This is a genomic window from Rhodanobacter sp. FW106-HT46G03 (assembly GCF_058789895.1).
The window spans coordinates 2896358-2919261 of the sequence record NZ_JBYTCC010000001.1 but is presented as its reverse complement, the minus strand read 5'-3'; the positions used below and the strand labels follow the sequence as shown (position 1 = coordinate 2919261).

The following is a 22904-nucleotide window of genomic DNA, read 5'->3' as shown; positions in this document are numbered from 1 at the left end:
GGGGAAAAAGAAAGCCTCCGTAAGGAGGCCAAAGGGGAGCGTCAGTAGTTGCCTGTTATGCCGATACCGCGCGACGTTGGCGGGATGCCTTCGTGCCGATGATGTTCACCCCGATCTGGCGCCAGCGGCCGTCATCGATCCAGTGCGCTAGCACGTCGCCGAGGCTGTCGAAATACACCTCGTCAATACGCTCGACGAGTTCCCCGTCGCGGTGCAGCTCCACCACATAGACGTCGCCGCCGCGGTCGTAGAGCACCGTGACCCGGCCTGCGAACTTGGTGGTTTCGACGGTGAAACTGATCGCCGCAGGCGTCTCGATAATCCCGTCCGGCGTCGGATCGACCCAGGTGAAATCGCGGGCGCCGGCATCGACCAGAAGGTGCGTGATGCGGCGATAGCGATCGGGTGCCGGCAGTTGCTCCAGTTGCTGGATCAGATCGCCCAGCTCCGGGCATTGCGGCTCTGGGATGGGGAGCTTGGCCGGCGCCGAACCGAGGATGTGCGTCTTGACGGTATAGGGCCTGCCATCGGCGGTATGCTCGGTACGCTCCTCTGGCGTATCCGCGCGCAGGCCGTCGAAACGGCGCCTTGCGTAGGGATGGACATGCACCTTGGTTCCTTCGTCGGGAACGGCAGATACCAGGCTGCGATCCAACACCGCGAATTCCGCGCGGCCGGTCTTGACGACGATGGCTTCATCGGTGGTCGCGATCACCGTACCGTCGAACGGTTGTGGGTCGATCACGAAGCCCAGCGTGGACTCCTGCGGCTTGCCATCGAAGAAGCGGAACTTGAACGAGCGGATGTTGCGCGGAACATGACCCGCGACGAGCGTGGGCATCTGGCTACGAATAATGGAACGGTCCATGAGAATCTCCTTGAGGAAAGGCAAGGGACTCCCGGCCCGCAAGGGAGGAAAGGTCCCTTGTGGATGGTGTGGATGGACGCGGCGTGCGTCCGGGAAATGGCAATGACCAGCGCGGTGGACGCACTCGCAGTCTCGAAGGCCTCGACTGCCTGGGTATGCTGCCGGCTACGCCAGCGAACATGCGCGCAGCATCGCGCGCGGGTGCCGATCGCGCGGCAGTGAAACGGAATCTGGACGCAGCCGCTTTGCGGCGAAAAAAAGCCCCTTTTGGCGAGGGGCTGGCGGAAGATCAGTTTTCGTACACGAAATGGTGCATGCGCTACGCGGGAAAGAACACGTGCTTCCAACGTTCGCCATGCGTGTTGCCGCCATCGAACAGGACCACTTCGTAGCGGTCCAGCCCGGCTGCAAGCAGGTCCAGGGTGGCGATGTGGCGGATGCGCAAATCCGCCTTCTCGCGCACAATCACCCAGGTTCGACCCACGGTGTCGTCCTGCATCATGGCATCGATGCAGGCATGCAGTTGCTGGTCGAAATCCGGCTCGGGGCCGTGCTCGTTTATGGCGCAGTCGGCGATGGTATCCAGATCAAGATGAGCGGACATGGTGAGGCTCCGGAGATGGGGAGCAGGCCGCGGCGACCTTGCAGGCGCGCGACCCGCAAAAGGTAGGATGAGATTGCTTGCAGATTGCAGAACTACGTTTCATGGACCGCGAGCCCTTCCAGCGCTGGCGCATCGGCATCGAAGATCAGGATGCGCACATCGGCTTCACCGGCCAGGTGAAGCACGTCCGCCAGATCAGTGGGCAGACCGTGGTCCACATGCTCTTGTCGCAGTCGCACGATGGAAATGCCTTCCGTGTGTTCCAGATTGGCGTCCGTCCAGGGAGTTGCGATTAGCTTCACGCCGATCGCCGGGCTGTACGGGATGCGGAACGCGATGAACAGGAAGCCGGTCGGCGTGGCAAGGTCTGCGAGATTGGCGAGGTAATGCCAACTTTCCACAGAGAGGTGCGCGCGGCTGATTTCCCAGCACCGGCTGTAATGGCCGGTCTCGAAGCGCAGTCGCTGCACCGTTTCATGTGCGGCCTCCTCCGAATACGTATCGCCGATATAGACAGGATGCCCATCGATATCGTCGCCATAGATGGCGTAGACCACCGCGCGGACGATGCCCTCGCCATCCGTGCACTGACGGGCCAGTTCGTCGCTGATTATCTGCGACGGACCGATCAAGGCGAAGTCGTTGGCAACGATGCACGAAGACTGCGCGAGTTCTTCGTCGGGCAGGTGCGCCTGGCTGCCATGGATGGATCGCCAAACAAGGGGGCTGCCATCCTCGAAACTGATGCAGAGGGTGCGGATGACACGCAAGTTTTGATACCCGCGTGCAAAGGGATTGTTCGTATGGAACATGGGGTTTCTCCAGTGGAATACGGCTGGAGGCATCCCCGCGCTAGGGGATGAACCCCAGCGGGTGGAAGGAAAGACGGCCTATCAGGTGAGTCAGCAGTGTGGAAAGTGAGAGCCGTAGGGAAACGAAGGGACATGGCTCCAGATGGGGCGGCATGTCCCTCGGCGATCACCAGCCGTTGTAATACAGCACGAGATCAGCAATGACCCTGCGGCGTTCGAGATCGAGCCCTCCAAGATCGGAGAGTCCCTCGAAACCGCAGCGCTTGAGCATCGCGCCACCTTCGCGGGCGTTGTAGAAACTCACCATTGCGGAGAGAAACATCCGTTGCCCGCTGCTCAGCACGCCGAGGGCATCGCTGACCATCAGCATGTTCGGCCGCAGGTCCCACTTCGTGGTGGCACGCTTCAGTCCGTCCCGCGTACCATCGCCGAACCATTCGGCACCGGCGATCTCGACACCACGCTTCCAGGCTTGAAAGAACGCCTCGGGCGCTTGGGCGAAGTGGTCATTCTCCCGAGTGATCTGATCGAGAACGTCTTGCGGTATGGATGGCTTCACGATGAATCTCCTGGCGAGCGGCTCCTTCGGCAGTGCCTGTTGCCAACGGCCCGTCGCCAGGGCGTCGTGAGCGACCTCGGCCGAGGGAAAGTACTGGAGGGACTCGCGGGAAACCGGCCCTTCTTCATCGACAGTGCCGATGTAGTGGCCGGATGCGCTATGGAGCACTTGCAACGACAGGCGGTGGCCTGTGTAGAGCAAGGCGAGATAGCCGATGGATTCAGACCTGGCCTGTTTGGCGGTCAGTGGCTTCACGTTGGGGACAAGAGACATAGCACGCTGCTCCATGGTGGATCGGGTGCCCCACGTCCCGGCGGAAGTGGAAACGCCCGCAAGGTGAGGAAACGAAGCATCGGCGCCGTGAGGCGCTCGTCCGCGGTGGTCGATGCGAAATCGGACTGGTGGGTTGCGCGGAGAGAACCCCGCGGCAGCCTCGAAACCCTGGCTGCTGGCATGTGCTGACGAATCAGCGAACATGTGGGCAGCTTCGTGCGGGGGCGGCGCCGCGTCAGTTGGAAAACGGCATCTGGCCCAGCCCCGATTGATGGGCAGGAGAAAGGCGCCGAAGGCCCGGTGGCCTTCGGCTCGGGAGGAAAGAGGAACCACCCGTGGGCTGATTGGCAGGCCCGGTCGTCGCTAGAACCGTCTGCTGTCAGCAATCACACCCGGCCCATGTCGTGGCTGAGGCCGGCATCGTCTGGCGCACATCCGCGCACAAAGGGAGCCCGTTGTTTCACCGGCGGGCACCGGCACCGAATACCGCTGACCACGAAGGGTCTCCGGGTGGCTCGCGCAGCCTGGCAAGCCATCGGGGGACCCTTCGCAGACGCGGAAGACATACAGATCAGCAGAACGCGCCGGAGACGGTTCGCGGAGAAGCTACCTTCAGGTCCCGCGGCCGGGGACGGCTGCGCGAGACGCGCACACGGATCGAGAAGGCGTTGCGCGCTGGGTGTCCCTCAGGGCATGCGGGACGTTGGCCCTGTCGCCGAAGAGTCGGTGGCGTGCCAGGGGGATTCGAGATTGTCAGGATGCTCTAGGGGTGAGACGCCGCTTGCGCACGGTCGTGCCCCGCCCCGCTGGGGCTTCGCTTTGCAATGTGCCTTTGCATTCGGGATAGCGGCTGCATGACCAGAATGCACCTTTCTTGCCCATACGCTGCCCCATGGGCGCGCCGCATCGAGGACACGGCGGCGAAGGCGGCAGTTTGATGGAGAGCGTCGTACTCCGATACTGCTGTACGAGTTGGGCGACCCAGGCGGATTGCCGGGCGATGAACGCATCCAGCGTCATCTGGCCGGCCTCGATCCTGTCGAGTGCCTGTTCCCAGATAGCCGTGGTGCCGGGATCAGTGATGGCGGCCGGCACGGCATCGATCAGCGTGAAGGCGGCATCCGACGCGCGGACCGCACGCCCCTTCTTCACCAGGTAACCACGGCCGAGCAGCCCATTGATGATGCCGGCCCGCGTGGCCTCGGTGCCGATGCCGGTCGTGTCCTTGAGCTTCTGCTTCAGCCGCGGATCGGTGACGAGTTTGGCCACGCCTTTCATCGCCTTGACCAGTTCGCCTTGCGTGTATGGCTTGGGTGGCAAGGTCTTCATCGCCTTCAGGTCCACGGCATCCACCTGGCACGAAAGCGCTGGTTGCAACACCGGCAACACCTGACTCCGGGAGGCCGACTCGCCTTCCGTTTCCTCCGGCTCGGACGAGGGGAGCACCTGACGCCAGCCCTGCACGACCAGCTGCTTGCCGACGGCCTGCAAGGTATGACCGGCACAGGCGAACCGCGCCGTCGTGCGGTCATATTCATGCGGTGGCAGAAACTGCGCCAGGTAATGCGCGCGGATCAGCTTGTAGACGGCCAGTTCCTTCTGGCTCATAGCCGACTGATCGACCGGCTCCAGCGTCGGAATGATGCCGTGGTGCGCGCCGATCTTGCCGTCATCCCAGGCGCGTGAGCGCTGATGGCGATCCAGCCGATCGATCAAAGGACGCAGGCCTGGATCAGTCTTGAGCAGGCTGTCCAGCACGACCGGCACTTCGGCCAACATGCTCTCGGGCAGATAGCCCGAATCCGAGCGCGGATAGGTCGTAGCTTTATGCGTTTCGTACAAGGCTTGGGCGATGTCCAGCGTCTCCTGCACGTCGAGGCCCAACTGCCGCGAGCACACCTCCTGAAGCGTGCCCAGGTCGAACGGCAGCGGCGCGCCTTCGCGCACGCGCTCGGTTTCCACTGACACCACCTGGGCCGTGTCGACCACGCGCATGCGTTCCACCGCTTGCTGCGCCACCGGCTGTTGCAGGCAGCGTCCGGCGTGGTCGGTGCAGTGCTGCGGCGGCATCCAGTTAGCGACGAATGACTGGCCGCGGGCCGACAACGTGACCTCGATGGCCCAGTACGGCACGGCGACGAAGCGCGTAATCTCGCGGTCGCGGTCGACCACGAGCTTCAGGGTCGGCGTCTGCACGCGACCGACCGAAAGCACGCCGGAGTAGCCGGCCTGGCGGCCGAGCACCGTGAACAGCCGGCTCAGGTTCATGCCGACCAGCCAGTCGGCTCGGGATCGCGCCAGCGCTGAGTAGTACAGCGGCAACGTCTCCGCGGAAGGCTTGAGTGCGCCGAGCGCCTTGCGGATGGAGGTGTCGTTCAGTGCTGACAGCCACAGGCGCTGAATCGGGCCGCGATAGCCGCACAGGTCGAGGATTTCCCGGGCGATCATCTCGCCCTCGCGGTCGGCATCGGTCGCGATCACCAATTCGGCGGCCTGGCCGACGAGCTGTTTGACGATCTTGAACTGCGCGGCGGTCGTCGCTTTGGGTTCAACGCGCCAGCGCTCGGGAATGATGGGAAGCTGTTCGATGGACCAGCGCTTGTATCGCTCGTCGTAGGCTTCCGGCGACGCTGCTTCGATCAGGTGTCCGATGCACCATGTCACGACGATGCCGACACCGTTGTAGCAGCCATTGCCGCGCTGTTTCGCGCCGAGGACCCGCGCAATGTCCTTGCCCTGCGAGGGCTTCTCGCACAGGTACACGCGCATGCGGCCTCCTCGGATGTGGGCGGTTCATCGAATGAACAGCAGGATGTCCGTGGCGTGCGGAGCGGGCTGCAAAGAAACGGAACTTGCCGCCGTCCGATTGCACGATGGGGCGATACGGGTGCAGGTCCCCGGACCGAACGCTGGCGCTATCCCCTGGGGATAGTTGGGCTGGCGCATGGAGGGCGGCGGACCGTTGTGACAGCCGCCCTCCGGCCTTTAGTGCTCGGCCGTAGGCGGGGCGTCGTTGTTGACGGGTTTGGGACTGAGCGTGACGGACTCGATACGGTACGGCAGGATGCCGACGCGACGCGCCTCGATCTTGAAGGTCACGCGCTCGTTCTCGTCGGCGTCCTCCCACTCGTCGCGCATGGTGCGCCCTTCCACCAATACGCGCATGCCTTTCTGATAGAGCGATTGCCAGCGTTCGGCGTCGCGATGCCACCACTCCACCGGCGCCCAGAAGCCGCCGCGATCCTCGTACTTGCCGTCCTTGCCTGGCACCGGGTTATCGAAATAGACGTTCAGACGCAGTAGCCGACGCGGTTCGTCGTTGCCATTGGGAAATTCGCGGTATTCGGGCGCTGAACCGATGTTGCCCTCACCGCTGAAATGCGTGCTCATGGTGACTCCTTGGGGGACGTGGACGGAACGGATGCGGCGTGCCGATGGACGCGCCGCAGATAGACCGCCTCGGCTTCGGCCACTTTGCTGGCGCATTCGAGGGCCTGGCGGGCGATGCTGTGCGTGAGGCTGACCTGCATGTTCAGCACGATGCGTTGCAACTCCATCGCGTACAGGTCATCGATGAGCCGTTCCGGGGTCGCGGGATTCGTGAGCGCGTCCTGCCACAGCGTCACGCCCATCGCGGAACGGTCGGGATTGCGCCACCGCAGAAATGTTGTGCCGGCCCCGGTGGTCTGCTGAGCCAGTTGCACGGGGAGCAGGTTGAAGGGATACGCGCGCGCCTGGGGCAGCACGCGACGCAGCGCCAACGCAATCATGTCGTCGCGCAATGCGGTGCACTGGCTGGCCCAGGTCTCCAGACTCCCCTTACCTTTAAAGGGCTGTAAAAGGCCTTTTAGATAGGCTGCATGTTCCAGCCGCTGGAAGTCCGTCGGTTCCAGAGGGAGGAAAGACCGGCGTGGCGTGGTGTCCGGTCCCGTCATGCTGATTCGTCCTCGCCGGTCGCCGTCGCACCTTGTGCGTGGGATTCGGCCGCGTCGGATGGTGCCGCAGTGCTGGCCCGGTCCTCGGTGCGGACCTGCGGTTGCCCGCGCCGCGCAAGCGGCGGTGCGAAGCGCGAACGGCGCGTGCCTTCCAGCACGTCCTGCGGCAAGGGACCGAACTTCTCCAGCGCCGCCCGCGCCGCGGCATTGTTGGCGGCGAAATCGTCACGCTGCGTGCCGGAATAGCGGTATTGCTGGGCCAGCGAGAACAGGCTGCGCAAGGCGTGTGCACCCTCGTTGAGCCAGCGCTCCATCGTGCTGCGGTCGATCAACGCGGTGTGGTGCGCGAGGATCAGCTTGCGTGCGAGATCGTCGTAGTCGGCCAGGAGATAGACCGCCATGAAGCCGAGTTGGGCATTGACGAACAGTGGCAGCTTGACTGGCTGCAAATTGAGGTTCTCACCGAGGGATAGAGCCGGAGGGACGTCGGCGAGCGCCTGCTCCACCTGCTCGCGCAGGGTCTGCAAACCGGCTTTGGTCTGCGCGAGCTTTTCTTCGATCCGCAACATCCACCAGTCCGAGTACGGGTCGTCCTGCTCCGAGCCGCGCTTCATCTTGTTCATGATCGAGACAAAGCCGTTCAGACCGATGATGCCGGGTCGTCCTTCGGACGGCGCGCGACCGTGCCAGATGCGTGAGGCGTGGTGGGTGTGCAGCGTCAGCGACATCGCGCTGCGCAATGAACCAAGGTTCAGTTGCAGGGGTTCGTTGGGCATGGGGACGACTCGTGCGGAAAACAGGAGTCGTCAGCATGGGGAGTTGACGGAAGGCCGTCAGTCAACAAACCGCATCCGGCGTTGGCCCGGTTTGCCGACACGGGAAGGCTTTCTGTTCCACCTATCCCCTGGGGATAGCTACGTGGCTCACGCGGGCTGACCGAATGCGGGCAATCGCCATGCGATTCAGATTGCGGCGTCGCGGACAAGCACGTCGAGCGCCCGCGACATGACGTTCAAGCGATCGCACAGGTGATGAAGTTGCCTGACCGCCTTTGGGCCCGATGGCGGCTCCTCGTCCGGATCGGCCATGGTTTCGATATTTGCTGGGAGCACCGGGCCGAGCACGTCATACAGCTCATTGAGCTGCATTTCAAGCCGCGTGGCGATAGCGTGCGCGGTGTCGATCATCGTCGTGACGGTGTCGAACGGTTCATCGTCCTCCAGGCTGTCGTCGACGATGTGCGGCGGGTCTTGGCGCATGGGCGGGTGAAGGGCGCACATGTGATCCTCCTGAAGCCATGTTCGTGACTCTCGCCCATCGGCATCGGTGACGGTAACTCCCAACTTTCGGAGGGTGGGTCGGCCGAGTCCCCTCTATCGAGATGACGTTACACCGGCGTCGGCAACCATGGGAAGGCCACCTGTGCCAGCTATCCCCAGGGGATAGCTCAAGGCAAGATCAACGTCGACGCAAGGTTGCGCGTATCTGTTCCAGGTAGGTACGTACTAGTTCGGGATCGGCGGCGCGGCGCGGCGGGGGCGGCGGTGATGGCGACGGTTGAGGCGGTGCCGGCACGGCCTCGGACGCCGCACCGGCTTCACCCGCCCACGCCTTGAATTCGCCGCGGATCGCTTTCTGGACGATGCCAAACAGGTAGCCGGCGGGATTGCGTACCGAGCTGTTGCGGCAACGCGCCGCCCATTCGTCGAGCACGGCCTGCCGCTGCGCCTCGTTCACCTGCTGCAAAGCCACCAGCGCCCCGGCCTGCTGCTCGTCCTTCAGGCGCAGAAAGCGGTCGGGCAGCCGCAAATCCTGTAACGCCTTCGCGCGCGGTACTGTACGTACTTCATTGATACGGTCCTTACGTACTGTACGGTCCTCCTTCGGATTCCGAAGTGCGCCGTCTGACGCGGGTTTTGCCCCTGCTTCGGATTCCGAAGACGGCCGGCCGGCATTCCGAAGCAGGGTTTCCGGGCCTTCTTCGGATTCACGATCGGCCTCTTCCTGTGGATAACTGTCCGCTATCCAGCCATGGCCGGCCATGCGCTGCGCGAGGACCTGCAGGCGGGTGGGCAAGGTGCGGCCGTTGAGTAGCGGGTCCTCGGCGATCTCGCGCAGTGTGTTGACACCGACGCGTTGCACCGCCTTGGCTGCATGGGCAAGCGCCTGGCTCACCAGCCCCAGGTAGTCGGGATCGAGCTGCATCGCTTCGAATGGCGTGAGCGGTTCGTCATGCAGGACGTAGAGATTGCCCAGGATACGGCCCGTTCGCGCGTCACGCCGACGCCGCACGAGGCTGATCCAGCGCGTCAGCCGCAGCAGAGTCAAGGCACGGGCGACCGTCTCATGGGACGCCTGCGCCGCGCAGGGCATGGAGGCCAGATAGGGGCGCAACTGGTCGTAGGTGGGAAACGCGGTCACGCCATCGTCGTTCAGTAGCAACCGGAACACCTGCCAGGCGTTGCGTTCGAGCGGCGTCAGGCGCCGGTCGAGGAAGAGCGCGCGCGGCACGCTCTCCTGACGATTGCCGCTGTACAGAAAGCCATCGTTCGGCGAGGTGCCGCCCGCACCGGCTTTCAGTCGGGACAAGGCGTCGTCGAACAGCGCCGACAGCGCGATGGGGCCGTTGCGCCGCGGTGCGTCGTCCGTCGCCATGGCCTTACAGCAATCCCTGATCGACCCAGGTACGTATGGCCGCCCACACCACGGACATCGGCAGCGCCATCGATTCGGCCAGATCCATGGTCAGCGTCAGCATCGCCGTTTCGTCGTCCGGCGCGACGCCGCGTTCCTTGCGGGCGGCGGCCCAGCGCTGCCACAGCGTTGCGTCCTGGGCCTCGTCGAGCACTGGATGCCGGCCCTTGCGTTTGGGCAAGCCGAGGATATCGCGCCGCAGCGCGACCTCTTGATGGGTCAGGCCGAAAAAATGGCTCACCATGTCGGTACTCGCGCCCAGACGAAGCATGCGGTCGACGGTGGCGATTTCCTTCTCCACGTCGTGGACCTGGCTCAGCAGTCGCTTTAGCACCTCGCGATTGATCGACACCGAGCACCAGGACACCGTGGCGTTGGCCAACACACTGACCAGCGCCGGATGCTTGAGCGCATCCAGTTCTTCCTCGCCGAAGCCCATGGCTTTGCAGCGGCGCAGTTGGCCGTTGCGCAGATCGTGAAGAGCCTGGGCGATCACGGCCTGGTTGAGAGGATGCGGTGCCGGCATACGAACCTCCCGTGCTCAGTCGCTATGTTCCGGTGGGTCGATGGCGCTCGGGGCTTCCAGTTCAAGAAGGCGTCTGGCCAGACGTAGCAGACGAAACAGCTTGACCAGTCCGTTGTCGCTCAGGCGCGGCGGCGGTCCCCCGCGACCCACGAGCAGCGGCGCCAGTTGCGCCGCCAACCGGGTGCGGTCCAGCGCGAGCGGTGGTTCGCACGCCCCGTTCAGCGCATCCAGCAGCGAGAGGACGGTGCGTCCGAAGTCCGACAGCGACGCAGCGGCCGGGGCGGTGCACCGGAAGCCGATGCCGCCGTCGCTCGACTCGATGCAGTCGGCTGCGCCGGCTTCTTCGGCTACCTCGCGGGCGAATTGTGCAATGTGCACGCGCAGGCGTTCGGGCGTATCCAGGCCGGGCTCGATGTACCAGACGTCCGAGATCGGGTACAGCCCGCCCGCCTGGACGGGAATCGCACGCAACACGTCGGCCTCGAAGTCCGGTATGGGATCGCCCATCTGCTCGGAGACCAGGCGTTGAATGGACTGAAGGCGTTCGGTGGTCGGCGCCGGCGATACGATGTGGCCATGCAGGCGTTCTTCGCGTGGCGGCGACGATTCCGGTGACGGCGGCGAGGAGGTGCGGCTCGCGGCGGGCGATGCTGGGAGCAAGGGCGGTGTCGGAGGCACGTTCGCCGGTCTGGGCGGCAGGGTCACCGAAGACGGTGCGGCCTCTGGCGTCGCGGCAGGCGGCGTGTCCGTGGCCTCGGCGGCCGGTGACGAGGCCGTGCTTGCCGTGGCCGGATCGCTGGTCAGGGCACGCTGGCGATGCTCGTTGTCGTCGATCTCCAGTTGCAGCGTGTCGTAGGCCGCGCCCAAGAGGTCAGCCATCTGCCCCACCAGCTCGTCCTGGACGCGTTGCAGGTCGAAAGCCTTCCCCTGGTTGTCGAACGAGGCCAGCACATCCTGGAACAATGCGCCGAAGTCCACGGTGGGCGGCTGGTGGACGGCGCGGCGTTCCCAGGTGCGTTCGCAGGCACGGCGCAACACCGCGAGACGTTCGACCTGATGGCGACCCAGCCCACCGTAAAGCACCGTCGGAATGGCCGGGAGCAGGTAGCGCACGGCATCCTGCATGCGGCTGATGTGTGACTGCTGGACGGGGTAGCCGTCGGCTGTCAGCCGCCGCGCGAGTTCAGATTGCGACAGCGACTCGCCGCTCTCCTGCTCGTAGAACTCCCGGGCCTTCTCGATGCCCAATGCCCGCTCGATGAAGGTCAGGCCGCCGCGCAGCTCGTTCTCGGCCAGATGGCCGGTCAGCATGACCACGTCGCCGCGCGCGGGCCATGGACGGAACAGGCAGGGAATGCGAAAGAACCGCTCGTCCTTCGTCTCGGCCCACAGTTCGCGCAAGATCGCCAGTCGCGTGTTGCCACCGTTGCGGATGATGTAGTGGGGGTCGCCGGGACGCCGTGTGATCGCCGGTGGCGCATCGAGCCCGCGCTCGCGGATGGACGCCTTGATGTCCTCGTAGGCCGGATTGCGCATCACCCTCGGGTCGTGGTCGTAGGGACGCAGTTGATCGAGCGTCACGACCATGGGTGTATCGGCGATCGGGTCCGTCAAGGCGGTCGCGCCTGGTCCGTTGCGCTCGAAGCCGGCGGCCATCAGCTTGGCCGCCATGTCCTGGGGGGTGAGTTCAGCCACGGCCCGGCTCCGGTAACGGCTCCTCGGGCGCCGCCACCTGCGCCTGACGGTCGGCACGGCGAAGCTGCGCACGGGCGTTCAGGCCGGCGCGGTGATCGCTGGCCGTCGAACTGGTGTAGATGGCAGCGCAGCCGGGTTTGGTGAATTTGAGGTGCCCGCCTGGCGTGCGTTTGACGTGCCAGCCTTCGCCGAGCGCGAACTCGATCAATCTGCGCAGGCGCCTGTGGCCGCGGGCCAGCTCATGCGCGCTCATCATGATCCCCGCTCCGGCGGGCCGTTCGCGGTGTCGTTCGGCCATCGACTTGCGCGAAGCGCTCGTGCCATAGGGGGAACAGCTCGCTGGCCAGCGCGCGCACGGTCTCCAAGGCGGCCGGCGCCACGCGGCCGGCCGGTTGTCGGTACTCCACCCGGTGCACCGGCAAGCCCCGTGTCGCCGCGCGCGGATAGGCTTCGATGGCCGGCACGTCGGTCGTGAGGACCTGCACGCCGGGCTGGCCCTGGAAGATGTCGCGCAGCGCCTGCTGGATGAGCCGGGCATTCGAGGACACCGGATGCACGCGATTAATCAGCAAGTGCAGCGGCGGCGGTTCGATCCCGAGATGCCGATACGGCGCGATGTCCTCGATCAGTTGCACGGTGCCACGTCGCAGCTCCCGGGCGGCCAGGATCTCGGGCGTGACCGGCGAGAGCGCGAGATGCGACGCCAGCACCGCCGTCTCCAGCAGCACGCTGCGCGCGCCTTGGGTATCGATCAGCAGCAGGTCGTAAAGCGGAGCGAGCGCCGGCAGCAAATGTCGCAGCCGCAGGCGGCCGTCCGGGGCGTGTAGCAGCAGCGTGTTGAGTTCGCCGCGGTCGTCGTTGGACAGCACCAGGTCCAGGCCGGTGATCGCCGTGTGCGACACCAGTTGCTCGATCCGCCGTTCATTGAAGGCCAGCAGCTCGTAGATGCCCGCGGGCGCACGCGTCGTCAGCGTGAAGTAGCTCGACAGTGTGGGCTGCACGTCCAGATCGAGCAGCAATACGCGCAGACCCGCGTCGGCCACGAAGCCGCCGAGGTTGGCTGCGGTGGTGGTCTTGCCGACACCGCCCTTGGTCGAGATGATTGACACCACTTTCATGCGCGTTCTCCTCGTGGAAAGGCTCAGTCCCGTTCCTTGAGGCGGTCGGTGATCCACTGGTCGATCTCGACCGAGTCCCAGCCGATGGCACGCACGCCCAGGCGCATCGCCTTGGGGAACTTGCCCTGCTTCATGAGGGCGTAGAGGTGCGCACGTTTGAAGCCGGTCTTGGCCTCGACCTCGGCACGGCGCAGGATGCGGTGCTCGACCGGCGCGGGCTCCGCCACGGCGGATTCGGTGGGCGTCGCCGAGGCATGGGTCTGCGAAGACATGGAGGGCACTCCTTGGCGCTCAGCGGCGCCCGGTGTTGAATGTGCCCTTCATTCAATAGACAGTCGGCCACCGATGCACCGCAATGGCAGAAGGCGTCTCTGCAATTGCAGTCAGGTGTCCTGCGACTGGAGATGGCGCTTGGCAGCGGCGAATTTGGACCAGAGCGTGCGTTCGCTGATGCCGGCGTGGTCGCCATAGTGGGCCACCAGGGCGTTGATGACCGCTTCCAGTGTCCCGAACGAGGAGTACGGCACCCCGCCCGGCGACTTGCCGAGCAGCAAGGTGAGCAGGCCGCCGACGATGTTCAGGTAGGTCGATTCGCTGCGCGGGCCCAGCGCGACGCCCTGTTTCTCCATGGCGGCATGCGCGGCGCTCAAGGCCTGGTACTCCTCCTGCAGTGCGTCCCATGCCTTGAGTCGATCCGCGAGTTGCACGCGTAGCGCCTCGCGGTCCATGAGCAGCGCCTGGACCGCTTCCACGCTGATCGCTGGATGCAGGTGGCGTTCGAACGCATCGAAGAGAAAGGCGGGGCGCTGGTCGGGGTAGAAGCGGATCATCCACACCTTCAGATCGACATGGCGAACCGTCAGGTCGGGCGAGTCCAGCAGCGACGTGTCATCGCAGGTGATACCGTTTTTGCCGTAAGGCAGATCGCCGTTGACCAGGGCGTCGCGTAGCCGTTCGACGTTCAGGCGAAGTTGCGACCAGTCGGGCACATTGGTGTGTTCCGGCAGTGCGTCGTGCCCGTGAACCATGCGCAGGATGCGCGCTTCGTGCCGTAAGAGCCCTGCCCATCGGATCGCCGCCTCGATGGGGCGATAGAACACCTTGGTATGCGTGTTGGCTGGGAGTACCTTATCCATGTTGTTGCCTCCACCCGGTCGAACCCGATGTGTGGCTGGCAACAGGGAGATGGCGATCCGCGGGGGCGCTGTCGGGCCATCGTGGGGGCGGCCTCGCCGTCGCCCGCAGTGGCCATCGCAAGCGTGATCCGTGCTTTCCGGCACGGGCCGCCTGGGCGATGCCAGAGGGTTCGTGGGAGGGAGTGTTCCGGCTGCGACAAGTGCCAGGAAAGACTTTTTGCGTCAGGGCGCTTGACCGCATAGCGGCCCGGGCGGCGTTAGACCGACGAGGTCATCGTCGCGCCAGCCGTGTTTCCGGCATGGCCCATGAGGGGCGACGTCCCGCCCCCTGAAGCCCAGACCCGACAGGTCATCCCTCAGACGAAATCCGTCTTGGCGAAATGGATGACGGGGCAGGGATCGGGGGGACGGCCACCGTGGAAATCAGCGTTCCGGCGCAAGGCGAGGTAGGATGCGAAGGTGCCGTGAAAGTGTGACGCGGCGACCATCGCGCAGGCAACTTGAGTGGATGTCGACGGCGCCTGGTGGACCAGTATGGACGGACGCTGGCGGGCCGCTCACCCATGTGAGAAAATTGAGTCCAGAATCGAGTCCAGAAACTTGATTCGACGACGCGAATCACCTTTTAACTCAATGAGTTATGACTTGGGGCCGATTCGCTTCGCCCGCTCCATCTTCCCCGACCGCGGCTTGCGGCCTCTGGTGATCGTGCGGCGCCGATGAAGATCGCCATTCTTTCGCGCAACGCGCGGCTGTATTCGACCCGACGGCTGGTGGAAGCCGGTCGTTCACGCGGCCACACCGTGCGCGTGCTCGACCCGCTGCGCTGTTATGTACGCGTGGCGCCGGGCAACGCGGCCATCCGCTACCAGGGCAAGCCGGTGCGCGACATCGACGCGGCGATTCCGCGCATCAGCACGCAAAGCACGTTCTACGGCACGGCCGTGCTGCGCCAACTCGAAATGATGGGGGTGTACACGCCCAACCCCTCCGACGCCGTGCTGCGTGCGCGCGACAAGTTGCGCAGCCTGCAGATGCTGGCCGCGCAGGGCATCGCGATGCCGGTGACGGTATTTGGCGACAACCCGGACGACACCGAGGATCTGCTGGCGCTGCTCGGCGACCCGCCGCACGTCATCAAGCTCAACGAGGGCAGCCAGGGCACCGGCGTGGTGCTGGCCGAAAAACGCGCGGCTTCGCAAAGCGTGATCGAGGCGTTTCGTGGGCTGTACGCCAATTTCCTCGTGCAGCAGTTCATTGCCGAGGCGAACGGCTGCGACCTGCGCTGCCTGGTGGTCGGTGGCCGGGTGGTGGCGGCGATGCAGCGCGAGGCGGGTGCCGGCGACTTTCGCGCCAACTTGCACCGCGGCGGCAGCGCGGTGGCGGTGACGCTGAATGCCGCGGAAACCGACATGGCCGTGCGTGCGGCCGGCGTGCTCGGCCTCGGGGTTGCCGGTGTCGATCTGTTGCGCTCGGCGCACGGGCCGCTGGTGCTTGAAGTCAACGCCTCGCCGGGGCTCGAAGGCATCGAGACGGCCACCGGCGTGGACGTGGCCGGCGCCGTGATCGAGCTGCTGCAGGCCAAGGTGGCGGCCAAGGTGTGTACGCGGCGACGCACCGGCACCACGCTGACATCGGGTTAACCCGCGTGTAACCCGGTCGTCCGTATAAAACCGCGCTGTCGATTTCCCATGGCGTGCCGCAGGGTTCGGCAACGATGGATGACGGTGACGGGTACCAACTCAAACCCGGATGCCACGGCAAGTGTCCGTGGCATCCGGGTTTTTTCTTGCGGCCGGTCGCAGGCGCGGCAAATGTTAAGCTTGGCAAGGTTGCCGGCCCTTCGCCGGCGGTGGCGCGGAGCGGTGCCATGCGCGTACTGGTGATTGAAGACAACAGCGATATCGCCACCAACATTGGCGACTATCTTGAAGACCGTGGCAGCGTGGTGGATTTCGCCGGCGACGGCGTCACCGGGCTGCACCTCGCGGTGGTGAACGATTTCGACGTGATCGTGCTCGACCTCACCCTGCCCGGCCTGGACGGCATCGAGGTGGCAAAAAAACTGCGCCACGAGGCGCACAAGCAGACGCCGATCCTGATGCTCACCGCGCGCGATGCGCTGGAGCAGAAACTCACCGGCTTCGAATCCGGCGCCGACGACTACATGACCAAGCCGTTCGCGCTGGCCGAGCTGTGCGCCCGGCTCGAAGTGCTGGCGCGTCGCGGCAAGGGCCCGCAAAGCCGGGTGCTCAAGGTGGCCGACCTCACGTTCAACCTCGACACGCTCACGGTGAACCGCGCCGGCAAGGCGATCCAGCTCAACCCGATCGGCCTGAAACTTTTGCAGGCGCTGATGGAAGCCAGCCCGTCGGTGGTGACCCGACAGGATCTGGAACAGAAAGTGTGGGGCGAGGAGCTGCCCGATTCCGATTCGCTGCGCGTGCATATCCACGGCCTGCGCGCGGCGATCGACAAGCCGTTCGACCAGCCGCTGATCCACACCCGGCATGGCATCGGTTACCGCATGGTCGAGCCGGATGCAGTCCAGGCGTAAGCTGCGGTTCCGCCTGGTCCTCTCGTTCGCGCTGTTCGGCCTCGGCCTCAGCGTGCTGTTTGCCGCTGCGTCGTTGTACGTGCGCGCCAAGGTCGAGAACCAGCTGGTGGTCACCGCCCTCCAGCACGACGTGGATCAGGCGGTCAACAAGGTCATCCACCACCCCGGCCAGCCCGCCACCTCGGAGCTGATCGACGCCTGGATGTGGAGCGACCGCACGATCTACAAGGCGCCGCTTGCCTGGCAGGATCTCGCCACCGGCGTGTACGACATGCACGACGTCGATGCCAATGGGCGGGCGCGCCACTACAAGCTGGCGGTGCGGCGCCAGGACGGCATCATCGGCTTCGTGCGCTACGACATCAGCCGCGAGGATCTCGGCAAGCGCCAGCTCATCACCTCGCTGGTGTTTTCGGTGTTGCTGTTCAGCCTGCTCTCGCTGGCGATCGGCCTGTGGTTGTCGCGCAAGGTGCTGAAGCCGGTGACGCTCCTGGCGCAGCGCATCCGCGATTTCCGCAAGGCCGGCAAGGCCGAGCCGCTGGCGCAGAACTTTGCCGACGACGAGGTCGGCGAGCTGGCGCATGCGCTGGACGAATACTCGGTGCGGCTCACCGCGATGGTCGAGCACGACCGCGAGTTCAACTCCGACGTGAGCCACGAGTTGCGCACGCCGCTCGCCGTCATCGCCAGCACCACCGAGCTGTTGCAGGGTTCGCCCGATCTCACGCCGAAACTGGCTGAGCGCCTGAAGCGCATCGAGCGCGCCTCGCGCCAGGCGACCGAGCTGATCGAGGCGCTGCTGCTGCTGTCGCGCGCCGAGCGCCGCGGACCGACGCGCGGCGAAACCACCGAGGTGGCCAAGGTGGCCGCCGACGTGATCGAAAGCCAGCGCCCGCAGGTGCGCGGCAAGCCGCTGGTGATCGAGCTGGAGGCCACGGTGCCGCTCAGCATCAACGCTCCGGCTTCGGTGCTGTCGGTGGCGCTGACCAACCTCATCGGCAACGCCATCAAGTACACGCTCGAAGGCAGCGTGCGGGTGGAGGTGAGCGCCGACCGGGTCGAAGTGGTCGACACCGGCCCCGGCATCAAGCCGGAGGATGCCGAACGCCTGTTCCAGCGCGGCGTGCGCGGCGAAGGGGCCGGCGGCAGCGGCGCGGGCCTGGGTCTCGCCATCGTGCGCCGGCTGTGCGACCTCTATGGCTGGCACGTGTCGATGCGTCCGCGCGCAGGCACCAACGGCGCCATCGCCAGCATCGTGTTTGCGTGATCGTTCGCGGCGGTGGTTGCCCGGCGCGCCGGGTGGTTCCGCAGTCGTCGCCTACCGCAGTTTCAGCACCAGCCACGACAGCAGCGCCAGCAGGTTGAGGCCCAGCCGCGCCGCCGCCGGCCCACCGACCGCCAGCACGAACCCCTCACTGCCAAAGTGCCAGTCGATGCCCGGCGCCAACGGCAGCCGCAGCAGCGCATACACGTTGACGTAGCCGCCGCAGTGCACCGCGTAGCTCAGCAGCGGCGTGGCGATGAGCGGCAGCTGCAGCAGCTGCGCCCAGCGCGAAAAACGGATACCACGCTCGCTGTTTTCCAGCAGCAGCACGCCCGCCACCAGCACGAACGCATACGCCGCCAGCGCCAGCACCGCCGTGATCGACCCGTGCGCAAAACCCGACGCCAGCAATTGCTGCAGCCGGCGCACAAAGCCGTAAAAACCGCCGGCAATCTCCAGGATGGCGATCAGGCGAAACAGGATGAGGCGCATGGGAAGTCCTTCGAGAAGTGTGCATTGTACGGGCGCTACGCCGTGGCCGGACCGAGGCCTTGTGCGCAAGGCCCGTGGGGCGGGATGCATCCCGACGAGGCTTTTGGCGCGGTCGCCGTCGGGCTGAAGCCCGACCTATATGGGCGACTTTCAGCGCTGGCAGTGTGGGCACCAGAACGTGGAGCGCTGGCCGGTGACGGTGTGGCGGATCGGCGTGCCGCATACCTTGCATGGTTCGCCGGTGCGGCCGTAGACCATCAGCTCGCGGAAAAAATAACCCGGCCCACCATCGGGGCGGAGGAAATCGCGCAAGGTGGTGCCCCCGCGTTCGATCGCGTAGGCAAGGATGCGCTTGACTTCGCGGGCGAGTACCGCGTAACGCTCGCGGGAAACGCGGCCGGCGGCGCGGCGTGGGTCGATGCCGGCGGCGAACAGGGACTCGCCGGCGTAGATGTTGCCCACGCCGACCACGACCGCGTTGTCCATCAAAAAGCTTTTGACCGCGGCGGTGTGGCCGCGCGAGGCGCGCCACAAGAGGTCGCCGTCGAACGCATCGGTGAGCGGTTCGGGGCCGAGGTGAGCGAGCAGGGGATGCCCGCTGCCGGGTGGCTGCCAGAGCAGGCAGCCGAAGCGGCGCGGGTCGGTGAAGCGCAGCACGCGCGGGCCCTCGTGGGCGCCGCGCGCAAGTGCGATATCCACGTGGTCGTGCGGGCCGATCGGCGTGTCCGGCGGCAGGATGCGCAACATGCCGCTCATGCCCAGGTGCAGCAGCGCGCTGCCGACGGGCGTGTGCAGCAGGAGGTATTTCGCGCGGCGCTCGACCGCGTCGATGCGCTGGCCGGGCAGCAGGGTTTCCACTTCACGCGGAATCGGCCAGCGCAGGTTGCGCCGGCGCAGCACGACGGCGGTGACGCGGCGGCCGACGAGATGTGGCTCGAGCCCGCGCCGGGCGGTTTCGACTTCGGGCAGCTCGGGCATCAGTGCAGCTCGACGTGCTTGGGCGCGGGTGGACGCGGCTGGTAGCGCAGGGAGACCAGTGCGACGCGGTTGCCGACCTGCACGTAGCATTGCGGGCCGGTGGCCGACATGGCGCCGAAGCGCAGCACGTGGCCGTCCAGGGTGAGTACGGACTGCGCTGGTGCGAGGCCGATCTTTGCCGGGGCGAAATCCGCCAGTGCGCGCCATTCGAGTACCGGCGCGGCGGCCGTGGCGACGAGGCCATTCACGTAGCGATCGTCGGCACGCTGGCCGTTGTTGGTGTACCAGTGGCCGTCCCGCTGCGTCCACTGCCGCGGCACGGCGGTTCCCAACGTGAGCGCGACTCGGGTGACCGAAGTGGGGTTGAGCGCAAGCAAGGTGCCTGGTGCGCGCGCGGCGTCGTGCCGCCACTGCCAGGTGGCAAGCGCGACCAGGGTCGCGACGGCGGCCAGCATCACGAGGCGTGTGCGTGCCGCGCGTTTCATCGCCGCCGGCGCCGCCATGCGATCCACCCGCCGACCGCCAGCAGCAGCGCAGGCAGGCCGGCAAGGAAACCGATCGACACCGCGTTGAGCGTGCGCTGGTCGATGGCGAGTACGCGGTCGGGCACGCCGCGATGGGGCACGTTCACCAGCGCGTCGTCGCCCAGCAGCCAGTTGACGACACGCTCGCCCAATTCGCGGTTGCCGCCTTCGCCGAGGTAGGCGTTGGAGAGGAAGTCGCCGTCGCCGATCACCACCACGCGCTGCTCGCGCTTGTCCGGGCTGGGCGACAGGCGTGCGAGGGCCAAGCCGAAATCGAGCGGACCGCGCAGCTCGCCGGCCGCGGCGTCATAGCGGATGGCGGACGGGTGCGCGTTGTCGATCGGGTGGAAGGCCGTCCAGCTTTGCGCGCTGGAACGCAACAACGGCGTCACCGTCCAGTCGCCGCCGGTGCGCGCCAGCGCGGCCACCTGCGGGAAACGCGTGGCGAGCTGGAACCCCAGCGTGATCGGGTTCGGCGGGTATTGCGCCTGCACCAGCACGCGCGGGTCGTGCAGGCCGAGCGCGGCGCCGGCGCCGTCCACCAGCACGCCGGGCAGCACCTGCACGTCGAGTGCCTTCGCAAGCGGCGCGAGGCCGAGCTCGCCGTTCGCCGGGTCGCGCAGCCACAGGAGGTTGCCGCCATCTTTCACGTAGGCGACCAGCGCGTCGACGGCGCCGGCGGGCAGAGCCACGGTGGGGCTGGCGAGCACCACGAGATCGGTGCCCTGTGGCACCGACGGCACCTGGGCAAAGCTCAGCGGCACCGCGCGCAGGCCGCTTTGCGCGAGCGGCGCCAGCAGCATGCCGAGGTCGGCCTTGCCGTCGCCCGACGGCAAGCGCTCGCCATCGCCGGTGACGAAGGCGACGATGCGGTCATTGCCGCGCACGAGCCGTTCCAGCGCATTGGTGACGTCGCGTTCGGAAAGTTCGGTGAGCCGTTGCTGGCGGCCGTGCCAATGGAGGATCACCTCGCCATCGACGCCGATGCCGAGTTCACGCATCTGCGCCGGGTCCTGCTGCGGGTCGACGAAGCGCAGGGTGAAATCCGGCTTGGCTTGCGTGTAGCGTGACAGGAAGGCCGCGATGCTGGCGCGCAGGTCGCCGCGCGGGCTGGCATAGCTCACCGCTTCCACCGGCCCGGCGAGGCGCTTCAGGATCGCGCGGCTCTGCGGCGACAGGCTGACGCGGCCATTGGCCGTCCAGTCGGCCATCCACACGTGGCGGCTGCCGAGGTAGCCCAGCGCGCCCGCGCCGGCGAGCAGCAGCAGGGCGAACAGGGCACGGTCGAAACGGCGTGCCCAGCGCATCAGCCGCGCTCCCGGTCGGTGGCGATGCGCCGCGTCGCCAGCGCAAGGCACGCTGCGATGACCAGCACGAACCACAGCAGATCCGTGCTGGAAACCAGTCCGCGCAGGAGGTTTTGCACGTGCGTGCTCATGGCGATGGCGTTGATCGCGCCGTCATCGATGCCGGCGCGCTGCGCGCCGAGATTGAGCGTCCACAGGCCGAGCCCGACCAGCAGGCCGACCACCGCCGCCAGCGCCGGGTGGCTGGTGAACGCCGAGGCGGCGACCGCGATGGCGGAGAGGCTCGCCAGCATCAGGAACAACCCCAGCGTGGCCGCCGCGAGCTTGCCCCAATCGGGCGACGTTGCATGCGCGAGCGACAGCGGCATCGCCAGCGTCAGCGCGAGCCAGACCAACAGCCAGAGCACCAGTGCCGCGTACTTGCCCAGCACGATGCGCGACGCCGGCACGCCGCTGGCAAGCAGCACGGCCAGCGTGCCGTTGCGGCGTTCGCCGGCCAGCGTGGACATGCCCAGCAGCGGCACCACCAGGAACGCGAGCTGCGCCAGCGCCCCCAGCAGCGGCACGGCGACCAGATCGACGTAGCCGGGGCTGTCCGGCAGCCCTGCGCGCTGCACCTGGCTGGCGAGGAACGAGCCCACCATCAAGGTGAAATTCCACCCCAGCCAGCCGATGCCGAGCGCGAGCAGCACCCAGCCGAACGGGCGCACGCGCAGGCGCAGGAGTTCCAGCCGCAACATCGCGATGAAGTTCATGCGGCGCGTGCCGCCGGGTTGGCGCCGTGCATGGCGATCTCGAAGAACGTGCGTTCCAGCGCGGCCTGGTCGCCGGCCGCAATGGCGCCGACGTGGCGCAGGCGACCCTCATGCAGGATTGCCACGTGATCGCACACGGCGGTGGCTTCGGCCAGCAGATGGGTGGACAGGATGACGGCCGTGCCGCCCTGCGCCAGCGTGCGGATAGTCTGCTTGAGCGCGGCGGCATGTACCGGATCGAGCCCGTTCGCCGGCTCGTCCAGCACCAGCAGGGCCGGGCGATGCAGCAGCGCGCAGGCCAGGCAAAGGCGCTGGCGCTGCCCTTGCGACAACGCGCCGGCCAGCCGCTGGCGCAGCTCGGTCATGCCGGCCTGTGCCAGCGCGGCATCGCCCGCGGCGCGCAATGCCGTGCCGCGCAAACCGCGCAGACGGCCATGGGTGGCGAGATGCTCCGCCACGGTCAGCTCCGGCCACACCGGCGCGCGCTCGGGCAGCCAGCCGACGAGCTGGCGCGTGGCGATCGGTTCCTCCGTCAGGTCCTTGCCGCCGATGCGGATCGTACCCATATCCGGCTGCAGGGCGCCGACGATCATCGCCAGCGTGGTCGACTTGCCGGCACCATTCACGCCCAGGAGGCCGAGCACCTGCCCGGCGCCGAGTTCGAGGGTTACCTCGTCGACCACCATGCGCCCGGCGCGGCGGCGGCCAACGTGGTCAAGCTGAAGGACAGGGTTTGCCGCGGCAACGGTCATGCGGCGATTGTCCGTGGGTGCGCCGTTGCGCACAACCGCCGTAAGCACCGCCGCT

The 22904-nt window shown here is 66.4% G+C and carries 25 protein-coding genes; 3 read left to right on the top strand and 22 right to left on the bottom strand.

Annotated features, from left to right (window positions below; genetic code table 11):
* Window positions 1-55: 55 nt before the first annotated feature.
* The 16 genes from AC3WP6_RS13100 to AC3WP6_RS13025 all read right to left on the bottom strand — a co-directional run bounded on the left by AC3WP6_RS13100 (window position 56) and on the right by AC3WP6_RS13025 (window position 14184).
* Window positions 56-868: a GTPase gene (locus AC3WP6_RS13100; RefSeq protein WP_492628123.1), complete on the bottom strand. Its 813-nt coding sequence runs from the start codon at window positions 866-868 to the stop codon at window positions 56-58.
* A 319-nt stretch (window positions 869-1187) separates the two neighbouring features.
* Window positions 1188-1472, bottom strand: a complete 285-nt coding sequence (locus AC3WP6_RS13095; RefSeq protein ID WP_230959687.1) for a hypothetical protein — start codon at window positions 1470-1472, stop codon at window positions 1188-1190.
* Window positions 1473-1564: 92 nt separating this feature from the next.
* Complete coding sequence (locus tag AC3WP6_RS13090; RefSeq protein ID WP_060715346.1) at window positions 1565-2284, bottom strand: DUF5983 family protein; 720 nt, start codon at window positions 2282-2284, stop codon at window positions 1565-1567.
* A 166-nt stretch (window positions 2285-2450) separates the two neighbouring features.
* Window positions 2451-2843, bottom strand: a complete 393-nt coding sequence (locus AC3WP6_RS13085; RefSeq protein WP_060715401.1) for a hypothetical protein — start codon at window positions 2841-2843, stop codon at window positions 2451-2453.
* A gap of 1026 nt (window positions 2844-3869) precedes the next feature.
* Complete coding sequence (locus AC3WP6_RS13080; RefSeq protein ID WP_060715345.1) at window positions 3870-5885, bottom strand: DNA topoisomerase III; 2016 nt, start codon at window positions 5883-5885, stop codon at window positions 3870-3872.
* Between the two features lie 216 nt (window positions 5886-6101).
* Window positions 6102-6506, bottom strand: coding sequence for a single-stranded DNA-binding protein (locus tag AC3WP6_RS13075; RefSeq protein ID WP_060715344.1), 405 nt, complete (start codon window positions 6504-6506; stop codon window positions 6102-6104).
* On the bottom strand, window positions 6503-7051 hold the full coding sequence (locus AC3WP6_RS13070) for a DUF3158 family protein (protein WP_060715343.1): 549 nt from the start codon (window positions 7049-7051) through the stop codon (window positions 6503-6505). Before AC3WP6_RS13070 ends, AC3WP6_RS13075 begins: the two co-directional genes overlap by 4 nt.
* The gene (locus tag AC3WP6_RS13065; RefSeq protein WP_060715342.1) at window positions 7048-7827 is read right to left on the bottom strand and encodes a PFL_4669 family integrating conjugative element protein; all 780 of its coding nucleotides are present in this window, start codon (window positions 7825-7827) and stop codon (window positions 7048-7050) included. The genes AC3WP6_RS13070 and AC3WP6_RS13065 overlap by 4 nt, the downstream gene beginning before the upstream one ends.
* Before the next feature lie 186 nt (window positions 7828-8013).
* A complete protein-coding gene (locus AC3WP6_RS13060) occupies window positions 8014-8331 on the bottom strand; it encodes a hypothetical protein (protein ID WP_060715341.1) in 318 nt (105 codons plus the stop codon).
* Window positions 8332-8509: 178 nt separating this feature from the next.
* A complete protein-coding gene (locus tag AC3WP6_RS13055; RefSeq protein WP_060715340.1) occupies window positions 8510-9706 on the bottom strand; it encodes an STY4528 family pathogenicity island replication protein in 1197 nt (398 codons plus the stop codon).
* Between the two features lie 4 nt (window positions 9707-9710).
* Window positions 9711-10271, bottom strand: coding sequence for a DUF2857 domain-containing protein (locus tag AC3WP6_RS13050; protein WP_060715339.1), 561 nt, complete (start codon window positions 10269-10271; stop codon window positions 9711-9713).
* A gap of 15 nt (window positions 10272-10286) precedes the next feature.
* Window positions 10287-11966: a ParB family protein gene (locus AC3WP6_RS13045; protein WP_060715338.1), complete on the bottom strand. Its 1680-nt coding sequence runs from the start codon at window positions 11964-11966 to the stop codon at window positions 10287-10289.
* Window positions 11959-12222 carry a hypothetical protein gene (locus AC3WP6_RS13040; protein WP_060715337.1) on the bottom strand — a complete coding sequence of 88 codons (264 nt, stop codon included), beginning with the start codon at window positions 12220-12222 and terminating at the stop codon, window positions 11959-11961. The genes AC3WP6_RS13045 and AC3WP6_RS13040 overlap by 8 nt, the downstream gene beginning before the upstream one ends.
* Window positions 12206-13084, bottom strand: a complete 879-nt coding sequence (locus AC3WP6_RS13035) for a ParA family protein (protein WP_060715336.1) — start codon at window positions 13082-13084, stop codon at window positions 12206-12208. The genes AC3WP6_RS13040 and AC3WP6_RS13035 overlap by 17 nt, the downstream gene beginning before the upstream one ends.
* Before the next feature lie 23 nt (window positions 13085-13107).
* A complete protein-coding gene (locus tag AC3WP6_RS13030) occupies window positions 13108-13356 on the bottom strand; it encodes an AlpA family transcriptional regulator (protein WP_060715335.1) in 249 nt (82 codons plus the stop codon).
* 111 nt (window positions 13357-13467) lie between these two features.
* Window positions 13468-14184: an ATP-binding protein gene (locus tag AC3WP6_RS13025; RefSeq protein WP_492628122.1), complete on the bottom strand. Its 717-nt coding sequence runs from the start codon at window positions 14182-14184 to the stop codon at window positions 13468-13470.
* A gap of 755 nt (window positions 14185-14939) precedes the next feature.
* Between AC3WP6_RS13025 and rimK the strand changes: the two genes are divergently transcribed.
* The 3 genes from rimK (at window position 14940) to AC3WP6_RS13010 (ending at window position 18044) form a co-directional block, all read left to right on the top strand.
* A complete protein-coding gene (gene rimK / locus AC3WP6_RS13020; RefSeq protein ID WP_492628121.1) occupies window positions 14940-15863 on the top strand; it encodes a 30S ribosomal protein S6--L-glutamate ligase in 924 nt (307 codons plus the stop codon).
* Window positions 15864-16090: 227 nt separating this feature from the next.
* Window positions 16091-16777: a response regulator transcription factor gene (locus AC3WP6_RS13015; protein ID WP_492628120.1), complete on the top strand. Its 687-nt coding sequence runs from the start codon at window positions 16091-16093 to the stop codon at window positions 16775-16777.
* Window positions 16761-18044 (top strand): sensor histidine kinase, encoded by a 1284-nt coding sequence (locus AC3WP6_RS13010; protein WP_492628119.1) that lies wholly within the window; start codon window positions 16761-16763, stop codon window positions 18042-18044. Before AC3WP6_RS13015 ends, AC3WP6_RS13010 begins: the two co-directional genes overlap by 17 nt.
* Before the next feature lie 51 nt (window positions 18045-18095).
* Here AC3WP6_RS13010 and AC3WP6_RS13005 read toward each other — a convergent pair whose 3' ends face one another.
* The 6 genes from AC3WP6_RS13005 to AC3WP6_RS12980 all read right to left on the bottom strand — a co-directional run bounded on the left by AC3WP6_RS13005 (window position 18096) and on the right by AC3WP6_RS12980 (window position 22849).
* Complete coding sequence (locus AC3WP6_RS13005; RefSeq protein WP_492628118.1) at window positions 18096-18533, bottom strand: hypothetical protein; 438 nt, start codon at window positions 18531-18533, stop codon at window positions 18096-18098.
* Between the two features lie 150 nt (window positions 18534-18683).
* The gene (gene mutM, locus AC3WP6_RS13000) at window positions 18684-19511 is read right to left on the bottom strand and encodes a bifunctional DNA-formamidopyrimidine glycosylase/DNA-(apurinic or apyrimidinic site) lyase (protein WP_492628117.1); all 828 of its coding nucleotides are present in this window, start codon (window positions 19509-19511) and stop codon (window positions 18684-18686) included.
* Window positions 19511-20014, bottom strand: coding sequence for a hypothetical protein (locus AC3WP6_RS12995; protein ID WP_492628116.1), 504 nt, complete (start codon window positions 20012-20014; stop codon window positions 19511-19513). Before AC3WP6_RS12995 ends, mutM begins: the two co-directional genes overlap by 1 nt.
* Complete coding sequence (locus AC3WP6_RS12990) at window positions 19993-21342, bottom strand: GldG family protein (RefSeq protein WP_492628115.1); 1350 nt, start codon at window positions 21340-21342, stop codon at window positions 19993-19995. Before AC3WP6_RS12990 ends, AC3WP6_RS12995 begins: the two co-directional genes overlap by 22 nt.
* Window positions 21342-22097: an ABC transporter permease gene (locus tag AC3WP6_RS12985; RefSeq protein ID WP_492628114.1), complete on the bottom strand. Its 756-nt coding sequence runs from the start codon at window positions 22095-22097 to the stop codon at window positions 21342-21344. Before AC3WP6_RS12985 ends, AC3WP6_RS12990 begins: the two co-directional genes overlap by 1 nt.
* A complete protein-coding gene (locus AC3WP6_RS12980; RefSeq protein ID WP_492628113.1) occupies window positions 22094-22849 on the bottom strand; it encodes an ABC transporter ATP-binding protein in 756 nt (251 codons plus the stop codon). The genes AC3WP6_RS12985 and AC3WP6_RS12980 overlap by 4 nt, the downstream gene beginning before the upstream one ends.
* Window positions 22850-22904 lie beyond the last annotated feature (55 nt).